The organism is Pseudomonas syringae pv. tomato str. DC3000 (assembly GCF_000007805.1).
Classification (GTDB): Bacteria; Pseudomonadota; Gammaproteobacteria; order Pseudomonadales; family Pseudomonadaceae; genus Aquipseudomonas; species Aquipseudomonas avellanae.
In genome coordinates, this window is sequence record NC_004578.1 from 361,290 (window position 1) to 378,594 (window position 17,305).

Sequence of the window (17,305 nt, forward strand, 5' to 3'; positions counted from 1 at the left end):
CCGCACATGTTACAAAGCCGCCGGTCCATTGGGCCGGCGCCTTGCGATAAATCAATACCAGTTCGGGTCCTTGCGAAGCTCTTCGTTCAAGAGCTTTTGCATACCCTCGTCAGGCTTACCCAAATATCGATAAGTCGCGTGACGGGTTGGCGACTTATCCGCAGGCAAGCCTGCAGGGACTTCAACCAACATGGCGTAGGCGTCTTCCTTATCGAGGCTGAACGCCACGATCAGACGCTTGCTCTTGCACGTATCGGCAGTTTCGCAGAGCGGCCCGACCAGATACTTGTCACGGTCCTCGGAGGTCGCCGTCATTTGCTGCTCGGAAGCACCGGACAGGTTCAGAACCCATTCCGGCAACCGCTCTTCCTTCTTGACGACTTTCGCCCAGGTTGTGCGGTACTCGGGTGCAGAGCTTAAAAGCTCGTTGACCCGAGACTGTCCATCATTGGCTGCCATGACTATGGCACTGCCGCCCATCAACAGGGCGGCAGCCAGTGTGCGAAACGACCTGTGCATGTTCAGCCTCGACCACGACGACCGAAGAAGAACGATACAACGAACATCACCAGGAACACGACGAACAGGATCTTGGCGATACCAGTAGCCGTACCAGCGATACCGCCAAAGCCCAGTACTGCAGCGATAATGGCGATGATCAGAAACGTGATAGCCCAACTCAACATGGTGATACTCCTTTTTGGTGCCGATTTTTAATGTGAATGCTGCATTTTTTCAGGTTGGGTCAAAAAACCCATTTTTGCTGCGGCGCGACTTCATCCACCGAAACCAGGCCATCGACAGGGCGTAGGCTGGAAGACAGGTCCTTGACCGCTGGAGCGCTTACTCCGCGAAAGGACATGCTGCTGGCATGGATGAATTGCTGTCTGGCTTGAGTTGCCTCGCTGGCTTGATTCCAACGCTGGAACTGCTGAATGGCGATCAGAGTGACGAGCAGGGCGAGGAGTAGAAAAAGACCTTGCTGGATGTGCAGAGGCGAAATACGCAATTGTGCAATACGCTGGCTGTTCATCTGCAAACTCCCCTTGGCCTGAGTGGGCAATCAATCTGATGGGTCGGTATGTCCCGACCTTGTTGAAAGAGTTATTGCAGACTGCATGCCAGTTTGTTAGCTGATATTTTTTCCTTTTAAATCAATGTCTTGTAAAGTTTTGCGAAGGTGTCCTACCAGCAAGCTGCACGATTACACCTTTGTAATCGTGCGTTCTGCACGAAGCCTCTGCCGTGCTACGTCCTTATGATCAGCCCGCGCTGCGCGCCATGACTTTCAAGGCGTCGCCATTTACCCCTTTTACGCCCCGAATATTTCGCGCGATTTCCACGGCCAGTTCCTTCTCAGCAAAGTTGGCGACCACGCCGTTGAGGCTGACGACCCCGGCCTTGGTGTCCACTTTGATGTTCAGCCCATCCAGCGTACGGCTATAGATCAGGCTCGCCTTGACCTTGCTGGTGATCCAGGCGTCACTCATTTCTTCAGTCGGGATCACTGACTGGGGCTGAGTCTTGGCGGCGATTGAATCAGCTGCGCTCAGGCTGATCAGGTTGTTGACGCTGACCACACCATCGGTGTTGCTGGCCAGGCTGCCCGCCAGCTCCTTGGCTTCGGGGCTCTGCGCGCGACCCTTGAGGGTGATGACGCCGTCTTTGCTGTCCACATCAATGCTCAGTGCTTCGGTAACGCTGCTCCACAGCAGTTTGGATTTCACCGTCGCTACCAGCGTTGCGTCTTCGAAGCGTTGGGCCATGTTGGTTCGCGTGCCTGGATCGCTGGCGACGGCCGGGTCGATTTCCAACTGATTGTCGACCTTCTCGATGCCTTTGGTATCCAGCGCTATGCGCTCGGCCAGTTCACGGTCGACCTCGTTTTCGACCTTGCCCTTGAGAATGGCAGTGCCTTGCTCGACATCCACGTCGATCTTGAACGGGCTCAAATGCTTGTTCAGCGCGAAGGCCGTCCAGATCGAACCCTCCTGGCGAGCTTCATCGAGTTGGGCAGGCAGATCAGGCTGGGCGAGAACCGGACCGCTGCCCAGCATTGCGGCAGCAGCGGTGACCAGAGCAATTTTTTTCAGCGAAAACATACGGGTTTACCTTTTGAGGTGAGATTTCGTCTCCGAATAGACGGTTTTAACGACATAAACACGGATTAATCAGGCTGTTCATCATTAGATGATCAGAGAGCTAGCATGCATACCGCATAATCAATCAGAATTGACCATGCAACTTGCCCGATGATTCCGAGACTAACTGAGACAATTCATTAAGGAGCGTAGGAAAAATGGAAGCAGCCACTGAGAATCAGGGCCGTATTCTGCTTGTGGACGATGAGTCCGCCATCCTCCGCACCTTCCGGTACTGTCTGGAAGACGAAGGTTATAGTGTCGCCACTGCCAACAGCGCAGCGCAGGCCGACACGCTCATGCAACGCCAGGTGTTCGACCTGTGCTTCCTTGATTTGCGTCTGGGAGAAGACAACGGCCTCGATGTGCTGGCGCAGATGCGCATTCAGGCGCCGTGGATGCGCGTGGTGATCGTGACTGCGCACTCGGCGGTGGATACCGCTGTCGATGCCATTCAGGCAGGTGCAGCCGACTATCTGGTCAAACCCTGCAGCCCTGACCAATTGCGCCTGGCGACCGCCAAGCAGCTTGAAGTCCGTCAGCTGTCTGCACGCCTCGAGGCGCTCGAAGGCGAAGTTCGCAAGCCCAAGGACGGACTGGATTCCCACAGCCCTTCAATGATGGCCATTCTGGAAACAGCCCGTCAGGTCGCGGTCACCGATGCCAACATCCTGATTCTGGGTGAGTCGGGCACGGGTAAGGGCGAACTGGCTCGGGCGATTCATGGCTGGAGCAAGCGCGCCAAGAAGTCCTGCGTCACGATCAACTGCCCATCGCTCACCGCAGAGCTGATGGAAAGCGAATTGTTCGGTCACAGCCGCGGGGCCTTCACCGGTGCCAGCGAAAGCACGCTGGGGCGCGTCAATCAGGCGGACGGCGGTACGTTGTTTCTCGACGAGATCGGTGACTTTCCGCTGACGCTGCAGCCCAAGCTGCTGCGCTTTATTCAGGACAAGGAATACGAGCGCGTTGGCGATCCGGTCACCCGCAGGGCCGACGTGCGCATCCTTGCTGCCACCAACCTCAATCTGGAGGACATGGTGCGCAGCGGACGCTTCCGCGAAGACTTGCTGTACCGCCTGAACGTCATCACCCTGCATTTGCCTGCCTTGCGTGAGCGCAGCGAAGACATTCTGACCCTGGCGGACCGCTTTCTGGCCCGCTTCGTCAAAGAGTACGCCCGCCCGGCACGGGGTTTCAGCGAAGAAGCCCGCGCCGCGCTGCTCAACTACCGCTGGCCGGGCAACATTCGTGAGCTGCGCAACGTGATCGAACGCGCCAGCATCATCTGCCCGCAGGAGCGTGTAGAGGTCAGCCATCTGGGCATGGCCGAGCAACCGGCGAACAACGCGCCGCGCGTCGGGGCCGCTCTGAGTCTGGACGAGCTGGAAAAAGCGCACATCGGTGCCGTGCTGGCGACCAGCGAAACCCTGGATCAGGCCGCCAAGACGCTGGGTATCGATGCTTCGACGCTTTACCGCAAACGCAAACAGTACAACCTATGAATGACCTCAAATGAAACTGGCCATGAAGCTGCGCACTCGCCTCTTTCTGAGCATTTCGGCGCTGATCACGGTTGCCTTGCTCGGACTGCTGCTGGGGCTCGTCAGCGTCATGCAGATGGCGCGCACGCAGGAATCGCTGATTCAGCACAACTTCGCCATTCTGGATCTGGGCTTGAAGTTGCGTCAGAACCTGGGTGACCAACTGGTGTTGATGACCGGGGCCACCCGTAATCCGCCCGAGCTGGAAAAGATTCAGCGTCAGTTCGAGGAGTTGCTGGAGGAAGCGTCGGCGCAGGACACACAGGAGGACGTGCGCAACGGGCTTGAGGGGACCTGGGTCGATTACCGGCGATTCATCGATGCCTTGAAACAATTCGGCACCGACCCGCGAGGCATACGTGGCAATCCGCAGTTGAGTGAAAGCTTTGACAGCTTGCGTAACGGCTTGCTGAATGTGCACCGCAAGGCGCTGGAAAACATCAGCAGCGCCGAGATCAATTCCCGCGATCGCGCGCTGTGGATCGCGGGCCTTCTGGGGCTGGTCGGGCTGGCGGTGCTGTGCATCGGCTTTGTGACCGCGCACGGTATTGCCCGTCGCTTTGGTGCACCTATCGAAGCGCTGGCCAAGGCTGCCGACCGCATTGGCGAAGGTGATTACGAGGTCACGCTGCCCATTTCCTCGGCCGCCGAAATGAACCTGCTGACCCGGCGATTCGGCATCATGGCAGAGGCCTTGCGTCAGCACCAGGCGACCAATGTCGATGAGTTGTTGGCCGGCCAGCAGCGCCTGCAGGCGGTGCTCGACAGCATTGACGACGGCCTGCTGATGATCGATCGCCAAGGCCATCTGGAGCATTTGAACCCTGTTGCTCAGCGCCAGCTCGGCTGGGACGAGAGTCGCCTCGGGCAGAGTCTGGGGGAGGCGCTGAGTCGTCCCGAACTGGACGAGCAATTGCATCTGGTCCTGCGTGGCGGGACCCTGGAGCGCGCCCCGGAAGACCTGGCCATCGACATCGACGGTGAGTCGCGGCTGCTGACCTACAGCATGACGCCAGTGAGTCACACCAAGGGCCATATCCTGGGTGCTGTGATGGTGCTGCACGACGTCACCGAGCAGCGGGCATTTGAACGCGTGCGCAGCGAATTCGTCCTGCGCGCCTCCCATGAACTGCGCACGCCGGTCACGGGCATGCACATGGCGTTCGGCCTGCTGCAGGAGCGATTGCACTTCGCCCCCGAATCCCGCGAAGCCGATCTGCTCAATACCGTCACCGAAGAGATGCAGCGCTTGATGCAGCTCATCAATGACCTGCTGAATTTCTCGCGCTACCAGAACGGCCTGCAAAAACTCAAACTGGCACCGTGCTCTATCGAAACCTTGCTGGAAGAAGCCAGAGCCCGATACGAAGGGCAGGCGCAGGAGCAGGAGATCGTGCTGATGCTGGACATCCAGGAACCGATGCCGCGCCTGCATGCGGACCAGTCCCAGCTGGAGCGGGTGCTGGACAATCTGCTCGACAACGCATTGCGTCATACACCGCCCAACGGCCTGATCCGCTTGCAGGCGAGGCGTCACGGCGAGCGGGCGATCATCAGTGTCGAAGACAACGGCGAAGGCATCGCCTATGGGCAGCAAGGACGAATCTTCGAGCCCTTCGTCCAGGTCGGCCGCAAAAAAGGCGGCGCTGGCCTTGGCTTGGCGCTGTGCAAGGAAATCGTCCAGTTGCACGGCGGGCGCATGGGCGTCTACTCAAGGCCGGGGCAGGGCACTCAGTTCTATATGGCGCTGCTGCTTTGAAGTTTACGCCTTAAGCCACCAAGCCCTGTGGCCTCAGTGCTGCATTTTGAGGAGTTCGCAGCGCAAGGCGTCCTTTAAAAAGTTGGCGCTAGTAATGATGGCGACACGCGATGACTGTCAGTACACCGCCCTCATAGAAGTAGACAAGACGATGCTCTTTGGTGATGCGGCGGGACCAGTACCCGGTTAAATCGCCGGTCAGTGGTCTCGGCTTACCGGTGCCTTTGAACGGCGTACGCAGGCACTGGCTAATGAGGCTGTCTATTGACAGGGAAATTGCCTGATCGGCATCCTTCCAGTGAGTGTAATCATCCCATCCCGATAGGGTGAAATGCACGCCGACAGCGGTCCTTGCTGCCTGTTTATTCTTCTGTTTCTGACCCTGTGACATCCAGTGAAATTTCCTTTACGAAGGCTTTTCCGGCTTTGTGCTGCGCAATGGATTGCCGCAGGTGCTTCGCATTGGCCTCTGTGCCTAGCAGGTACATGGTTTCTGACATCGAGTTGTAGTCATCAAGGGAAAGCATGACTACATGATCACCGCGCAGGCGTGTGATGAGTGCTGGCTCATGGTCCCGGCACACATCATCCATCGCTTGCTTTAAACCGGCGCGAGCCTGGCTGAATGATAAAACCTGCATAAAATATTCCTTCCAGGCTGCAAGCCAGGAGCTCTTGTAAATTCCCGTGAGGGATTGGAACTGCTCGACTGTCAATCAGGCGCCGAGCGCATCTTCAAGCACACAGCTTGGGCATAGGACTGCTGTACAGAATATTGTACGTAAATTCAATCCCGCTAAGCCATCGCAGATATTGTTTATCTTGAGTGTTGAAGTTGTAACGATCAAACCGTCGACACGCCCTATTTTGCTCGTCGAAGTGGCATTGTATGGCGCCCAATCACTTCAAATGATTAAGCACCTGCAAAATGGCCGCGCTCTGTGTGTCGGGTTCGCCGTCAAACCGTGCAGGGCGGTAATGCATCTGGAAGGCGGCGATGACCTGGCGTGTGGCGGTGTCGAGCTCTCCGGTTTGTGGGGTGCTGTAGCCCAGGCGTGCGAGTTGTTGCTGGAACCAGCTGACGCTCGGCAGGTTGGTTGCCAGCATTGCCTGGCGCTGGGCAACCAGTCGCTCGTCGGGCCAGGTGCCCAGCCCTTCGGCGGCGAGGCGTTTCCACGGGAATAACGGACCCGGATCTTGCTTGCGCAGCGGGGCGATGTCGCTGTGCCCGATGACGTGTTTCGGGTCGATCCTGTTACGTTTGACGATGTCTTTGAGCAGCACGGTGATCGACTGGATCTGTGCTTCGGTGTACGGATACCACAAGCGACCGGTCGGTGTGTCCTTGAAGCCGGGGTTGACGATCTCGATGCCGATCGAACTGGAGTTGAGCCAGGTGCGCCCTTCCCACTCGCTTTCACCGGCATGCCAGGCGCGTGCGTTTTCATCGACCAGCTTGTAGATGGTCGCCTTGCTGTCGTCACCAATCAGGTAATGGCTGCTTACCTCGCCATGGGTCAGCAGTTGCAGGGACCGCTCCATCGACGTCGAGGTGTAATGCATGACGACGTACTGAACCCGGTTATCGAAGTTCACCGACGGATGGCTGGTGTCCAGCTTCGGAGCGCTGGAGCAGGCTGTGAGGGCGAGCAGGATAAAGGCAGAGAGATACAGCTTCATGGGGTAGGCAGCGTCGGCAGGAAATGAAACATCATAACAAAGAGCCCGAAAATAGCTTCAGCGCTGAAGCATTCGTTCAGGTCAAAATGTTTCAGTCAGCCTTGCTCGACCCGGTTGCGCCCGTTTTCCTTGGCTTTATACAAAGCCTGGTCGGCGCGTTTAATGGCGGTATCGCTTCGCTCACCGGTGCGCAATGCGGTCACGCCGATGGAGACGGTGATTGTCACTCGCTCGCCTTTGAAGTGGAATGGACACAGCTCGACCGCAGTGCGCAGTTCGTCGAGTAATGTCAGCCCTGCGCCGAGAAGCGTCGCCGGCAGCAGCATGACAAACTCTTCGCCACCAAACCTTGCGAGAAAGTCGGCGGGGCGCAGGCGCTTTTTGAAGACGTTGGCGACAATTTTCAACACTTTATCGCCGGCCAGGTGGCCGTAACCGTCGTTGATACGCTTGAAATGATCCAGATCGAGTATGCACACCAGCAGGCTGTTCTTATCCCGCTGCCAATCAGCCATTTCCTGCTCCAGGCGCTCACCCCAGGAGGCGCGATTGGGCAGGCCGGTAAGCGGGTCGATCAAGGCTTTCTGGCGCTGTTCTTCCAGATGGGTCCTGAACCCCAACGCTTCCTGCTCCATGCTCGCGACACGTGAGGCCAGGCCTTGCAGGCGTGAGGCAACTTCCCGCTCGCGCTCGTCGCGCTTGAGCTGGTAGTTATCCATGGTACTCAGCAAGCCTTCAAAACGGTTGTCGAGCACTTGCTTGAGGCTGTTCAGGTCGTACGCGTCCTGCACACTGCTTTGCAAGCCGCCAACCTGCTCGCGCAACTGTTCGTTCAGGTCACGCGCGCTGGACTGGTTCTCGGCATGGTCTTCACTGGCGGCCTGCAAGTGGCTCTGGAAAGACTCGAGGCGCTCGTTGAGCTGCTTGAGATAGCTGCTGAATTCCTGCTGGTCACCGTTGTTGATCGCCAGCATCAGCACAGCCAGATCGTCGAGGATCGGTAGCAGTTCGTACCAGTTCAAGCCATGTTTCAGGCGCAACTGCATGTCTTCGACTTGCGGCCGGAAATGCTCTGACAGGGTCAGGTCGTTGAGCAGGCCCAGCAGCGTTTCTTCGATGTGTGCGGCGACCGAACTGTAGCTTGGCTCCGGAGAGGAGGGCAGTGCATAACCCTCTTCGCTGTCTTCACCTTCGGTGTCTGGCTCGGGGTCGTCTTCCGGCTCCACCTCTAGGGCGGCGGGGGCAGGGCGTTGCTGATAGGGCACGATGGGCGTGGGCGCCAGCATGTCGGTTGTATCGATATGCTCCACGGGCACGCTGGCAGGTTCGACGGTAATTTCTACCGGCACTGGAGCGACCGAAACAGCCGCTGGCGGTGGCACAGGTTCCACAGTGTTCGTCAGGGCGGGTGTTTCAGCGTTGGGCTCGGGCGCTGGCACCGCAGGTTTGCTCTCGATCTCTCTTTCCAGAGCGGCAGGCGCAGGCGATGTCGGGGCCTGTGCGTCGGGTGCCTCTGGGGGCTCGTGAACTTCGTCGTGCATTTCCTGCGCGGGCGGAAGGCTTTGCGGATGGGCCGCTTCAGGAGGATGCTCGTTACCGTGCTCGTCCCGTGAGCCGAACAGGCGTTGCAGAAGCCCCGGGCGCTGGCCTTCATCCTGTTTTTCAAGCTGAGTCAGGGCCTGCCCCTGCAAGCCGCTCAACTCGCTGAGCAGCAGTGGCAACTCGCGTGCTTGCGCCGCCCGCTCTTCAAGGTCCTTGGCAAAGCGCTTGAGGGGTTTGCGCACCTCTCGAGTCAACGGCAGTGCCTGCAACTGTGTAACCAGCGCGGTCAGTGCCGAGCCAATTTGCCCGACGCGGACTTCACGGCGTTGCTCGGAGTCCAGCACGGCTTTTTCAAGGCGTGGAATCAAGGCTGCCAGACCTGCGTCCATGTCGTCCCTGCGGACGATTTCGCGCATTTCCTTCATGCATTCATCGACGGCGCGGTCGGAGCCTTCCGCCGCCAGGCTGCTGCGCACCAAACCGCGGCGCAACAAGTCGAGCCGCGCGTCCCAGCGCTTTTCGAGCTTATCCTGCTGCTCGATGCCTTTGAGGTACTTCTCTCTCCAGCGCTCCGCCTCGTCGCTCATGCAAGGTTTCCACCAGAAGGCACAGGCAGCGAGTCCCCGTGCAGTGAAGCGGGCAGGCGGATCTCGACAGCAACCGGCAGGTGATCGGAAATAGGGTGAGCCAGCACCTGCACGCGTTCAAGTGTCAGGGTCGGGCTGAGCAAAATGTGATCAAGGCAGCGTTGTGGCCGCCAGCTCGGAAAGGTCGCTTCGATCTGCGGGGCCAGCAGGCCAAGGTCACGCAGCGGCGAGTGTTCCAGCAGATCGTTGGCGTGGGTGTTCATGTCGCCCATCAGCACTTGATGACGATAACCGCCGATCAGCTCGCGAATGTAGGCCAGTTGCCGGGTTCTGGTACGAGTACCCAGAGCCAGGTGCATCATGACCACCACCAGCGCATCTTCGCCTTCGCCGAAGCGGACAAGAATGGCCCCGCGCCCTGCCGGACCCGGCAGAGGATGATCTTCGATCTTGGTCGGACGCAGGCGGCTCAATACACCGTTGCTGTGCTGGGCAAAGCGTCCGAGGTTGCGATTGAGCTGCTGATACCAGAACGGGAAACCGCCCAGCTGGGCGAGATGCTCGACCTGATTGACGAAGCCGGAGCGCATGCTTCCGCCATCGACTTCCTGCAAGGCGACCAGATCGAAATCGTTGATCAGGTCGCCGATCTTCTGCAGGTTGCCAGCCCGGCCGACGTGCGGCAGCAGGTGTTGCCAGCTGCGCGTCAGGTAATGCCGGTAGCGCTCGGTGCTGATACCGACCTGGATATTGAAACTGAGCAGCCGCAGCCTGCCGTCTTCCGGCAAGCCGCTTTGCGTCAGATGATGTTCGTTGACCTGCGGATCATGCAGGCCAACGATACGCGGGCTGCCTTTGCCCCAGCGGCGCATGGCGAGCGCTTACTTGGCGGCCTTGGCAGCCGCTCGCTCTTTGTCGATCAACTGGTCGGCAACCTGCAGGGTCTTTTCCGGACCACCGGCAGAACCCAGGTCAAAGCGGTACTTGCCGTTGACGATCATGGTTGGAACGCCGGTTACTTCGTATTTCTTGGCCAGTTCCTTGTACTGCGCGATCTTGCCCTTCACGGCGAAGGAGTCGAACGTCTTGAGGAAGTCGTCCTTGTTGACGCCCTGGGTTGCGACGAAGTCAGCCATGTCGTTCTTGTCGGTCAGACGCTTGCCGCCTTTCTGGATCGCTTCGAATACCGCTGCGTGAACCTTGTGCTCGACGCCCATGGTGTCCAGGGTGATGAACAGTTGGCCGTGAGCGTCCCAAGGACCGCCGAACATGGCCGGGATGCGCACGAAATTGACGTCGGACGGGAGTTTTTCGACCCACGGGTTGATGGTCGGCTCGAATGCGTAGCAGTGCGGGCAGCCATACCAGAACAGCTCAATGACTTCGATCTTGCCCGGCACGGCGACGGGCACAGCGCTTGTCAGCTCGACGTATTGTTTGCCGGACTCGATGGGCTCGGCAGCCTGGGCGGACATACCGAACAGACTGGCGGCAACCAGGGCGGCGCTGATGATCAGATTACGCATGCTTTACTCCTGAGCAGATAAAATCGCCTTCAAGCGGCGGTTGTTCGACCGGTCGCGAAAGCCTGAGTTCGTTAGTGTAACGCTGAGGTTGTAAAAATGGGCGGCCTTGGACGGCCTTTTTGCATAAGGAGTGAAGCAGGTCATGTCTGAATGTTCCAGCCGCCAGTCAGTGCGCCCCGACAGGGTGCGAGTATGGGCCGGGGGGCAGGTGTGTCATTATAGGCGCACGCACCCAAACGAAACCGACACCTCTTGCCGCACCCCTTGCAGGCAGGGTCTTCACCGGAAATCACATGCAGCTCAAAAACCCCATTCTCGGTCTGTGCCAACAGGCCACGTTCATGCTCAGCGCCGCCAAGGTCGACCAATGCCCCGATGACGAAGGTTTTGAAGTCGCATTCGCCGGGCGCTCCAACGCGGGCAAGTCGAGCGCGCTGAACACCCTGACTCACGCCAGCCTTGCGCGCACCTCCAAGACTCCTGGGCGCACCCAGTTGCTGAACTTTTTCGGCCTTGATGAAGATCGTCGTCTGGTCGACTTGCCCGGCTATGGCTACGCCAAAGTGCCAATCCCGCTGAAACTGCATTGGCAGCGCCACCTGGAAGCTTATCTGGGCAGCCGCGAAAGCCTGAAAGGGCTGATCCTGATGATGGACATCCGTCATCCAATGACCGACTTCGACCTGCTGATGCTCGATTGGGCGATTGCCAGCCACATGCCAATGCACATCCTGCTGACCAAAGCTGACAAGCTGACCTACGGCGCTGCCAAGAACACGCTGCTCAAGGTTCAGGCCGAGATTCGCAAAGGCTGGGGTGACGCAGTGAGCATCCAGTTGTTTTCGGCGCCCAAACGCATGGGGCTGGAAGAGGCCTACACAGTGCTGGCCGGCTGGATGGAGCTGGAAGACAAAGCGCCTGCGGAGTAAATCGCAGGCAAAAAAAGACCCCGGACTTCACATGGGGAGGGGAAGTACCGGGGCTTAAGGTCCGGACCTTAGGGTGGGGTCCGGAATAACTGCCAACACTTAACACAACTTAAGAGCACGATGGATTTTTCAATCAATCGGAACCTCTGACTCCTGTCCAAACGGTTAAGTTCCAGCAATTAAGAAAAGTTCACATTTCCTACAATGTTTGACGAATCCCCCCACGAATTCGTCGTTTTTCAGCGTTAATGTGCCTCGTCCCAGTTGTTGCCGACCCCGACTTCCACCAGCAGCGGCACTGCCAGTTCTGCCGCTCCGCTCATGTGTGGACGGATCTGCTCGCTGATCTGATCAACCAGGTCTTCGCGCACTTCCAGTACCAGTTCATCGTGCACCTGCAGGATGACCCGTGCATCCAGGCCGGATTCGTCCAGCCAGCCATTCACCGCCACCATCGCTTTTTTGATGATGTCCGCCGCCGTGCCCTGCATCGGCGCGTTGATCGCCATGCGTTGCGCGCCGTTGCGCAGTGAAGGGTTCTTGGCGTTGATGTCCGGCAGGTACAGGCGACGGCCGAAAATAGTCTCGACGAAGCCCTGCTCGGCGGCCTGGGTGCGCGTGCGCTCCATATAGTCCAGCACGCCGGGGTAGCGGGCAAAATAGCGATCGACATACGCCTGCGACTGCTTGCGGTCCACGCCGATCTGTTTGGCCAGGCCAAATGCGCTCATGCCGTAGATCAGGCCGAAGTTGATCGCTTTGGCGCTGCGGCGCATGTCGGTGGTGACGTTCTCCAGTTCGACGCCGAAAACTTCCGACGCTGTCGCGCGGTGGACGTCCAGGTCGTTGCGGAACGCATGCAGCAAGCCTTCGTCCTTGGCCAGGTGCGCCATGATCCGCAGTTCAATCTGCGAATAGTCTGCCGCCAGCAGCTTGTAACCCTTGGGCGCCACGAACGCCTGACGGATGCGGCGGCCTTCGGCGGTACGAATAGGGATGTTCTGCAGATTCGGGTCGCTGGAAGACAAACGCCCGGTCACGGCTACCGCCTGATGATAGGAGGTGTGAATACGCCCGGTGCGCGGGTTGATCTGCTCGGGCAGGCGGTCGGTATAGGTGCTCTTGAGCTTGCTCATCGAGCGGTACTGCATCAGCACCTTGGGCAGCGGGAAGTCCTGTTCGGCGAGCTCGGCAAGCACCGCCTCGGCTGTCGATGGCTGGCCGGTGGCGGTCTTGCTCAGGATCGGCATGCCGAGTTTTTCGTAGAGAATCACGCCAAGCTGCTTGGGCGAACCGAGGTTGAATTCTTCACCGGCAATGGCGAACGCCTCGCGCTCCAGTGCGGTCATCTTGTCGCCCAGCTCAACGCTCTGGATGCCCAGCAGGTTGGCATCGACCAGCGCGCCCTGACGTTCGATGCGGGCCAGCACCGGCACCAATGGCATCTCGATCTCGTTGAGCACCGGCTGCAAGGTCGGAATCGCGGCCAGGCGGGCTTCGAAGACTTCATGCAGGCGCAGGGTCAGGTCGGCCTCTTCGGCGGCGTAGTTACCGGCCTGCTCGATGGCGATCTGGTCGAAGGTCAGCTGCTTGGCACCCTTGCCGGCGATGTCCTGGAAGTTGATCGGCGTATGCGTCAGGTACTTGGCCACCAGGCTGTCGCGGTCGTGGCGAGTGGCGGTGGAGTCCAGTACGTAGGATTCAAGAATGGTGTCAAAGCGCACACCCTGCAGCTCGATGCCCTGCGCCTGATCACCGCCGATCGCGCAGTTGGCGAGCAGGTTGATGGCAAATTTGGCGTGCTGACCGACCTTGATCTTGTTCGGGTCTTCCAGTAGCGGCTTGAGCGTCTTGAGGACGGTGTCGCGATCCAGTTGCTGCGGCACGCCCATATAGGAGTGGGTCAGCGGGATGTAGGCGGCTTCGTGGGGCTGGATGGCGAAAGACAGGCCCACCAGTTGCGCACGCTGGGCGTCGGTGCCGTTGCTCTGGGTAACGAAGGCGAAAAGCGGTGCCGCCTGAAGCTTTTTCAGCCAGGCGTCGAACTGCCCTTGCTCAAGAATGACCTCGTACGCTGCTTCCTTGGCTGCCACGGTCGGCTCTTCGACCACCAGCTCCTGGCCTGCGCGTTTGGCATCGCGTTGCAGGTCTTCGATCCAGCTCTTGAATTCCAGCTCGGCGTACAGTTCCATCAGCTTGTCGCGGTCTGGCTCGCTGCAATGCAACTGCTCCAGCTCGATGTCCAGCGGCACGTCGATCTTGATGGTCGCCAACTCGTAAGAGAGGAAGGCCATCGCGCGGTGTTCTTCAAGCTTGGCGGCCAGGGTCTTGGCGCCGCGGATCGGCAGGGTCGCGACCATTTCCAGGTTGTCGTAAAGCTCCTTGATCCCGCCACCCACGCCCACCAGCAGGCCGACAGCGGTTTTTTCGCCAACGCCGGGCACGCCGGGGATGTTATCGACCTTGTCGCCCATCAGAGCGAGGTAGTCGATGATGTGCTCCGGGCCGACGCCGAATTTTTCTTTTACGCCCGCCACGTCCAGCACGCTGCCGGTCATGGTGTTGACCAGCGTGATATGGCCATCGACCAGCTGCGCCATGTCCTTGTCGCCGGTGGAAATGACCACCGGACGATCAGCCGCCGCGCTGCTGCGCGCCAGGGTGCCGATCACATCATCCGCTTCGACGCCTTCAACGCACAAAAACGGATAGCCCATGCCTTTCACGCAAGCGTGCAGCAGATCGACCTGCACGCGCAGGTCATCCGGCATACTCGGCCGGTTGGCCTTGTAGTCGGTGTACAGCGCGTCCCTGAACGTCCCGCCCTTGGCATCGAAGACGACCGCGAGCGGGCTGTCCGGGTATTGACGGCGCAGGCTTTTGAGCATGTTGAGCACGCCCTTGACGGCGCCGGTCGGCAACCCTTTGGACGTGGTCAGGGGTGGCAGGGCGTGGAAGGCGCGGTAGAGGTAAGAAGAACCGTCCACCAGGACGAGCGGCGCTTGGGTCATGAGCAGAATCAACCTTTTCGGCGGGGTCGGCGCTAGAATGCGCAGACCATTGACGACAAAGGGACAAGGTTATCATGCGCAAGGTAAATCGACTGATATTGACCGGCCTGTTGGCACTTTGCCCTTTGCTCGCAGTTTCGGCAGAGGACCCGCCGTCGGCGGCACCGGACGTGACCATTCGCACCGATGGCGACAAAACGATTCAGGAATACCGCCAGAATGGTTTCCTGTACGCCGTGAAAATCACTCCGAAACACGGCAAGCCCTATTTTCTGGTGCGCGCCGATGGTACAAGCCCTAACTTCATCCGTTCGGACCAACCGGACATGCTGATCCCGCAGTGGGAAATATTCAGCTGGTAGCACCTTACATTCACCCTAATCGTTGGCAGTTCTGACATGTCTGTTTTTACCCCACTGGCTCGGCCCGAGCTGGAAACATTTCTCGCCCCTTACGGGCTCGGCCGCCTGCTTGACTATCAGGGCATTGCCGCCGGCAGTGAAAACACCAATTACTTCATCAGCCTGGAGCAGGGTGAATTTGTCCTGACGCTGGTCGAGCGTGGCCCGGTGCAGGAGATGCCGTTCTTCATCGAACTGCTCGATGTGCTGCACGACGCCAACCTGCCGGTGCCCTACGCGCTGCGCACCACCGACGGTCAGGCCCTGCGCGAGCTGGCGGGCAAGCCTGCGCTCTTGCAGCCGCGGCTGCCGGGCAAGCACATCAGCGAGCCCAACACCCAGCATTGCGTGCAGATTGGCGAACTGTTGGCCAACCTGCACCTGGCCACCCGCGAGCAGGTGCTTGAGCGCAAGACTGACCGTGGTCTTGACTGGATGCTCAGCGAGGGACGCAATTTTCTGTCGCATCTGGGCGAGACTCAGCGCGCCCTGCTTGAAAAGAGTCTTCAGGAGATCGAAGACCTCAAGCCGCAGATCATGGCATTGCCGCGCGCCAATCTGCATGCCGACCTGTTTCGTGACAACGTGCTGTTCGAGGGCACACACCTGACCGGGCTGATCGATTTCTACAACGCCTGTTCCGGTCCGATGCTCTACGACCTGGCGATTGCCCTCAACGACTGGTGCTCCCGCGAAAACGGCCAGCTCGACGCCGTCCGCGCCCGCGCGCTGTTGGGTGCCTATGCCGGCTTGCGTCCGTTCACCGCTGCCGAATCAAAGCTGTGGGCAACAATGTTGCGCATAGCCTGCGTGCGTTTCTGGCTGTCCCGCCTGATCGCCGCCGAGACCTTCGCCGGGCAGGACGTGCTGATTCACGACCCTGTCGAGTTCGAACAGCGCCTGGCAGAGCGTCAAACGCCACACATCGCGTTGCCGTTTGCGCTCTGAATGGCTCTATTCCAGATCGGACACGGAGCGTCCAGAACGGCATACGACGCGGAGCGTCGCACGATAGTTGAGGGCTCGTGGGAACGAGAGCTTGTCTGCAGGCTCACGTACTTTCCCGCTCCACCAACCTGCAATCGAGCAAATTCAGCCGCTGCGGTGCCCCCTCCACCGGCAGCACCCCAAAACTCTCCAGCACGCGGGTTGCGGCCATTACGCCGATCTCCAGTGCAGGTGGTTTGATTGTAGTAAGGCTGGGCAGCATCATTTCTGCGAAGGCGTAGTCGCCAAAGCCCATGACGGCGCAGTCCTGCGGGATGTGCAGGCCTGCGCGCTGGCTGGCGAGCAGGGCGCCGGCTGCCAGGTTGTCGTTGGCGAAGAAGATGGCGTCGGGGCGCGGCGCTTGGCTCATCAGCATTTCCATGGCCTGCTTGCCTGCCTCGAAAGGCGCTCGCCCGGCGTCCGGGACAAATACCCACGGCCTCAGGCCAAGCCCTTCCAGCGTCGCGGCATAACCGTCGCGCCGCTCCAGTGCGCTGAAGTCGCCCGCGACGCTGTTCTGTACGAACGCGATGCGGCGATAGCCTTTGGCATACAGATAGCGGGCTGCGCTAACGCCCACGTCGTAGTGGGAAAAACCAATCTGAATCGGGCTGCGGTCAGGCTGATGGTCCCAGGTTTCAATCACCGGGACCTCGGTCTGCTCGATCATCTTCTCAGTCGCCGGGCTGTGGAAGTGACTGGTCAGCACCAAGGCCGCCGGAGACCAGCCCAGAAACGCCCGCACGGCGCTTTCTTCCTGCTCGGCGGAAAAGTAGCTGGAGGCCAGCAACAACTGGAAACCATGCTGGCTCAAGGTGTCGCTGAAGCCCTGAATAGTGTTGGCGAAGATCGGCCCGGAGATGTTGGGAATCACCATCGCCACCACCTTGCTGCGCGCCGACGCCAGGCCGCCTGCCACCAGGTTGGGCACATAGCCCAGCGTATTGACCACCGCCGCGATGCGTTCGCGCAGTTCGGGCGAGACTTGCTCCGGCTGATTGAAATAGCGCGACACGGTGATGGCCGACACCCCCGCCTGGCGTGCCACGGCGGTGATCGTCACCCGGCCGGCGCCTCGGCGTTTGCGTGTCGCAGGTTTTTCGTCAGCCATGCTCGAATCACTTCGCATAAAAGTAAAAGGAATATAAAACTAATTTTTCAGTATTGGACGATCTATCCGCCAATTCCTGATACTGGC

General features: G+C 59.3%; 17 protein-coding genes. 5 read left to right on the top strand and 12 right to left on the bottom strand.

Annotated features, from left to right (window positions below; all coding sequences use genetic code 11):
• Positions 1 to 51: 51 nt before the first annotated feature.
• From PSPTO_RS01760 to PSPTO_RS01775, 4 genes are all read right to left on the bottom strand, one after another.
• Positions 52 to 519: an inhibitor of vertebrate lysozyme family protein gene (locus PSPTO_RS01760; protein ID WP_011103099.1), complete on the bottom strand. Its 468-nt coding sequence runs from the start codon at positions 517 to 519 to the stop codon at positions 52 to 54.
• A gap of 2 nt (positions 520 to 521) precedes the next feature.
• On the bottom strand, positions 522 to 686 hold the full coding sequence (locus tag PSPTO_RS01765) for a DUF1328 domain-containing protein (protein ID WP_003380232.1): 165 nt from the start codon (positions 684 to 686) through the stop codon (positions 522 to 524).
• Positions 687 to 745: 59 nt separating this feature from the next.
• Positions 746 to 1,033 (bottom strand): hypothetical protein, encoded by a 288-nt coding sequence (locus PSPTO_RS01770; RefSeq protein WP_011103100.1) that lies wholly within the window; start codon positions 1,031 to 1,033, stop codon positions 746 to 748.
• 229 nt (positions 1,034 to 1,262) lie between these two features.
• Positions 1,263 to 2,102, bottom strand: coding sequence for a BON domain-containing protein (locus tag PSPTO_RS01775; protein ID WP_005763472.1), 840 nt, complete (start codon positions 2,100 to 2,102; stop codon positions 1,263 to 1,265).
• Between the two features lie 197 nt (positions 2,103 to 2,299).
• Between PSPTO_RS01775 and algB the strand changes: the two genes are divergently transcribed.
• Together algB and PSPTO_RS01785 are read left to right on the top strand one after the other, a co-directional pair.
• Positions 2,300 to 3,646: a sigma-54-dependent response regulator transcription factor AlgB gene (algB, locus tag PSPTO_RS01780; protein WP_003380235.1), complete on the top strand. Its 1,347-nt coding sequence runs from the start codon at positions 2,300 to 2,302 to the stop codon at positions 3,644 to 3,646.
• A gap of 10 nt (positions 3,647 to 3,656) precedes the next feature.
• On the top strand, positions 3,657 to 5,444 hold the full coding sequence (locus PSPTO_RS01785; protein ID WP_011103101.1) for a KinB sensor domain-containing domain: 1,788 nt from the start codon (positions 3,657 to 3,659) through the stop codon (positions 5,442 to 5,444).
• A gap of 88 nt (positions 5,445 to 5,532) precedes the next feature.
• Here the strand turns inward: PSPTO_RS01785 and PSPTO_RS01790 are convergent, their stop codons facing one another.
• The 6 genes from PSPTO_RS01790 to PSPTO_RS01815 all read right to left on the bottom strand — a co-directional run bounded on the left by PSPTO_RS01790 (position 5,533) and on the right by PSPTO_RS01815 (position 10,779).
• Positions 5,533 to 5,835 (bottom strand): Txe/YoeB family addiction module toxin, encoded by a 303-nt coding sequence (locus PSPTO_RS01790; protein WP_046463600.1) that lies wholly within the window; start codon positions 5,833 to 5,835, stop codon positions 5,533 to 5,535.
• A complete protein-coding gene (locus PSPTO_RS01795; RefSeq protein ID WP_005613797.1) occupies positions 5,807 to 6,085 on the bottom strand; it encodes a type II toxin-antitoxin system Phd/YefM family antitoxin in 279 nt (92 codons plus the stop codon). Before PSPTO_RS01795 ends, PSPTO_RS01790 begins: the two co-directional genes overlap by 29 nt.
• Before the next feature lie 259 nt (positions 6,086 to 6,344).
• A complete protein-coding gene (locus PSPTO_RS01800) occupies positions 6,345 to 7,124 on the bottom strand; it encodes an N-acetylmuramoyl-L-alanine amidase (RefSeq protein ID WP_011103103.1) in 780 nt (259 codons plus the stop codon).
• A gap of 95 nt (positions 7,125 to 7,219) precedes the next feature.
• Entirely contained in the window at positions 7,220 to 9,253 is a 2,034-nt protein-coding gene (locus tag PSPTO_RS01805) for a GGDEF domain-containing protein (RefSeq protein WP_011103104.1), read from the bottom strand.
• Positions 9,250 to 10,125: an endonuclease/exonuclease/phosphatase family protein gene (locus PSPTO_RS01810; RefSeq protein WP_005613805.1), complete on the bottom strand. Its 876-nt coding sequence runs from the start codon at positions 10,123 to 10,125 to the stop codon at positions 9,250 to 9,252. The genes PSPTO_RS01805 and PSPTO_RS01810 overlap by 4 nt, the downstream gene beginning before the upstream one ends.
• Positions 10,126 to 10,134: 9 nt before the next feature.
• Positions 10,135 to 10,779, bottom strand: a complete 645-nt coding sequence (locus PSPTO_RS01815) for a thiol:disulfide interchange protein DsbA/DsbL (protein WP_005763490.1) — start codon at positions 10,777 to 10,779, stop codon at positions 10,135 to 10,137.
• A gap of 293 nt (positions 10,780 to 11,072) precedes the next feature.
• On the opposite strand from PSPTO_RS01815, the gene yihA reads away from it, so the two are divergent.
• Complete coding sequence (gene yihA / locus PSPTO_RS01820; protein ID WP_005613810.1) at positions 11,073 to 11,708, top strand: ribosome biogenesis GTP-binding protein YihA/YsxC; 636 nt, start codon at positions 11,073 to 11,075, stop codon at positions 11,706 to 11,708.
• A gap of 245 nt (positions 11,709 to 11,953) precedes the next feature.
• Here the strand turns inward: yihA and polA are convergent, their stop codons facing one another.
• Positions 11,954 to 14,719 carry a DNA polymerase I gene (gene polA, locus PSPTO_RS01825; protein ID WP_005763493.1) on the bottom strand — a complete coding sequence of 922 codons (2,766 nt, stop codon included), beginning with the start codon at positions 14,717 to 14,719 and terminating at the stop codon, positions 11,954 to 11,956.
• Positions 14,720 to 14,793: 74 nt separating this feature from the next.
• Here polA and PSPTO_RS01830 point away from each other — a divergent pair, with 74 nt between their 5' ends.
• Together PSPTO_RS01830 and PSPTO_RS01835 are read left to right on the top strand one after the other, a co-directional pair.
• A complete protein-coding gene (locus PSPTO_RS01830) occupies positions 14,794 to 15,081 on the top strand; it encodes a DUF2782 domain-containing protein (RefSeq protein WP_003380192.1) in 288 nt (95 codons plus the stop codon).
• Between the two features lie 36 nt (positions 15,082 to 15,117).
• A complete protein-coding gene (locus PSPTO_RS01835; protein ID WP_005763495.1) occupies positions 15,118 to 16,068 on the top strand; it encodes a homoserine kinase in 951 nt (316 codons plus the stop codon).
• A 103-nt stretch (positions 16,069 to 16,171) separates the two neighbouring features.
• On the opposite strand, the gene PSPTO_RS01840 is transcribed toward PSPTO_RS01835, so the two are convergent.
• Positions 16,172 to 17,218, bottom strand: coding sequence for a LacI family DNA-binding transcriptional regulator (locus PSPTO_RS01840; protein ID WP_011103107.1), 1,047 nt, complete (start codon positions 17,216 to 17,218; stop codon positions 16,172 to 16,174).
• Between the last annotated feature and the right edge of the window lie 87 nt (positions 17,219 to 17,305).

What these genes read in the sequence shown, in the direction of transcription:
- PSPTO_RS01760 (WP_011103099.1), bottom strand. Translation starts at nt 519, where the DNA reads ATGCACAGGTCGTTTCGCACACTGGCTGCCGCCCTGTTGATGGGCGGC.
- PSPTO_RS01765 (WP_003380232.1), bottom strand. Translation starts at nt 686, where the DNA reads ATGTTGAGTTGGGCTATCACGTTTCTGATCATCGCCATTATCGCTGCA.
- PSPTO_RS01770 (WP_011103100.1), bottom strand. Translation starts at nt 1,033, where the DNA reads ATGAACAGCCAGCGTATTGCACAATTGCGTATTTCGCCTCTGCACATC.
- PSPTO_RS01775 (WP_005763472.1), bottom strand. Translation starts at nt 2,102, where the DNA reads ATGTTTTCGCTGAAAAAAATTGCTCTGGTCACCGCTGCTGCCGCAATG.
- algB (WP_003380235.1), top strand. Translation starts at nt 2,300, where the DNA reads ATGGAAGCAGCCACTGAGAATCAGGGCCGTATTCTGCTTGTGGACGAT.
- PSPTO_RS01785 (WP_011103101.1), top strand. Translation starts at nt 3,657, where the DNA reads ATGAAACTGGCCATGAAGCTGCGCACTCGCCTCTTTCTGAGCATTTCG.
- PSPTO_RS01790 (WP_046463600.1), bottom strand. Translation starts at nt 5,835, where the DNA reads ATGTCACAGGGTCAGAAACAGAAGAATAAACAGGCAGCAAGGACCGCT.
- PSPTO_RS01795 (WP_005613797.1), bottom strand. Translation starts at nt 6,085, where the DNA reads ATGCAGGTTTTATCATTCAGCCAGGCTCGCGCCGGTTTAAAGCAAGCG.
- PSPTO_RS01800 (WP_011103103.1), bottom strand. Translation starts at nt 7,124, where the DNA reads ATGAAGCTGTATCTCTCTGCCTTTATCCTGCTCGCCCTCACAGCCTGC.
- PSPTO_RS01805 (WP_011103104.1), bottom strand. Translation starts at nt 9,253, where the DNA reads ATGAGCGACGAGGCGGAGCGCTGGAGAGAGAAGTACCTCAAAGGCATC.
- PSPTO_RS01810 (WP_005613805.1), bottom strand. Translation starts at nt 10,125, where the DNA reads ATGCGCCGCTGGGGCAAAGGCAGCCCGCGTATCGTTGGCCTGCATGAT.
- PSPTO_RS01815 (WP_005763490.1), bottom strand. Translation starts at nt 10,779, where the DNA reads ATGCGTAATCTGATCATCAGCGCCGCCCTGGTTGCCGCCAGTCTGTTC.
- yihA (WP_005613810.1), top strand. Translation starts at nt 11,073, where the DNA reads ATGCAGCTCAAAAACCCCATTCTCGGTCTGTGCCAACAGGCCACGTTC.
- polA (WP_005763493.1), bottom strand. Translation starts at nt 14,719, where the DNA reads ATGACCCAAGCGCCGCTCGTCCTGGTGGACGGTTCTTCTTACCTCTAC.
- PSPTO_RS01830 (WP_003380192.1), top strand. Translation starts at nt 14,794, where the DNA reads ATGCGCAAGGTAAATCGACTGATATTGACCGGCCTGTTGGCACTTTGC.
- PSPTO_RS01835 (WP_005763495.1), top strand. Translation starts at nt 15,118, where the DNA reads ATGTCTGTTTTTACCCCACTGGCTCGGCCCGAGCTGGAAACATTTCTC.
- PSPTO_RS01840 (WP_011103107.1), bottom strand. Translation starts at nt 17,218, where the DNA reads ATGGCTGACGAAAAACCTGCGACACGCAAACGCCGAGGCGCCGGCCGG.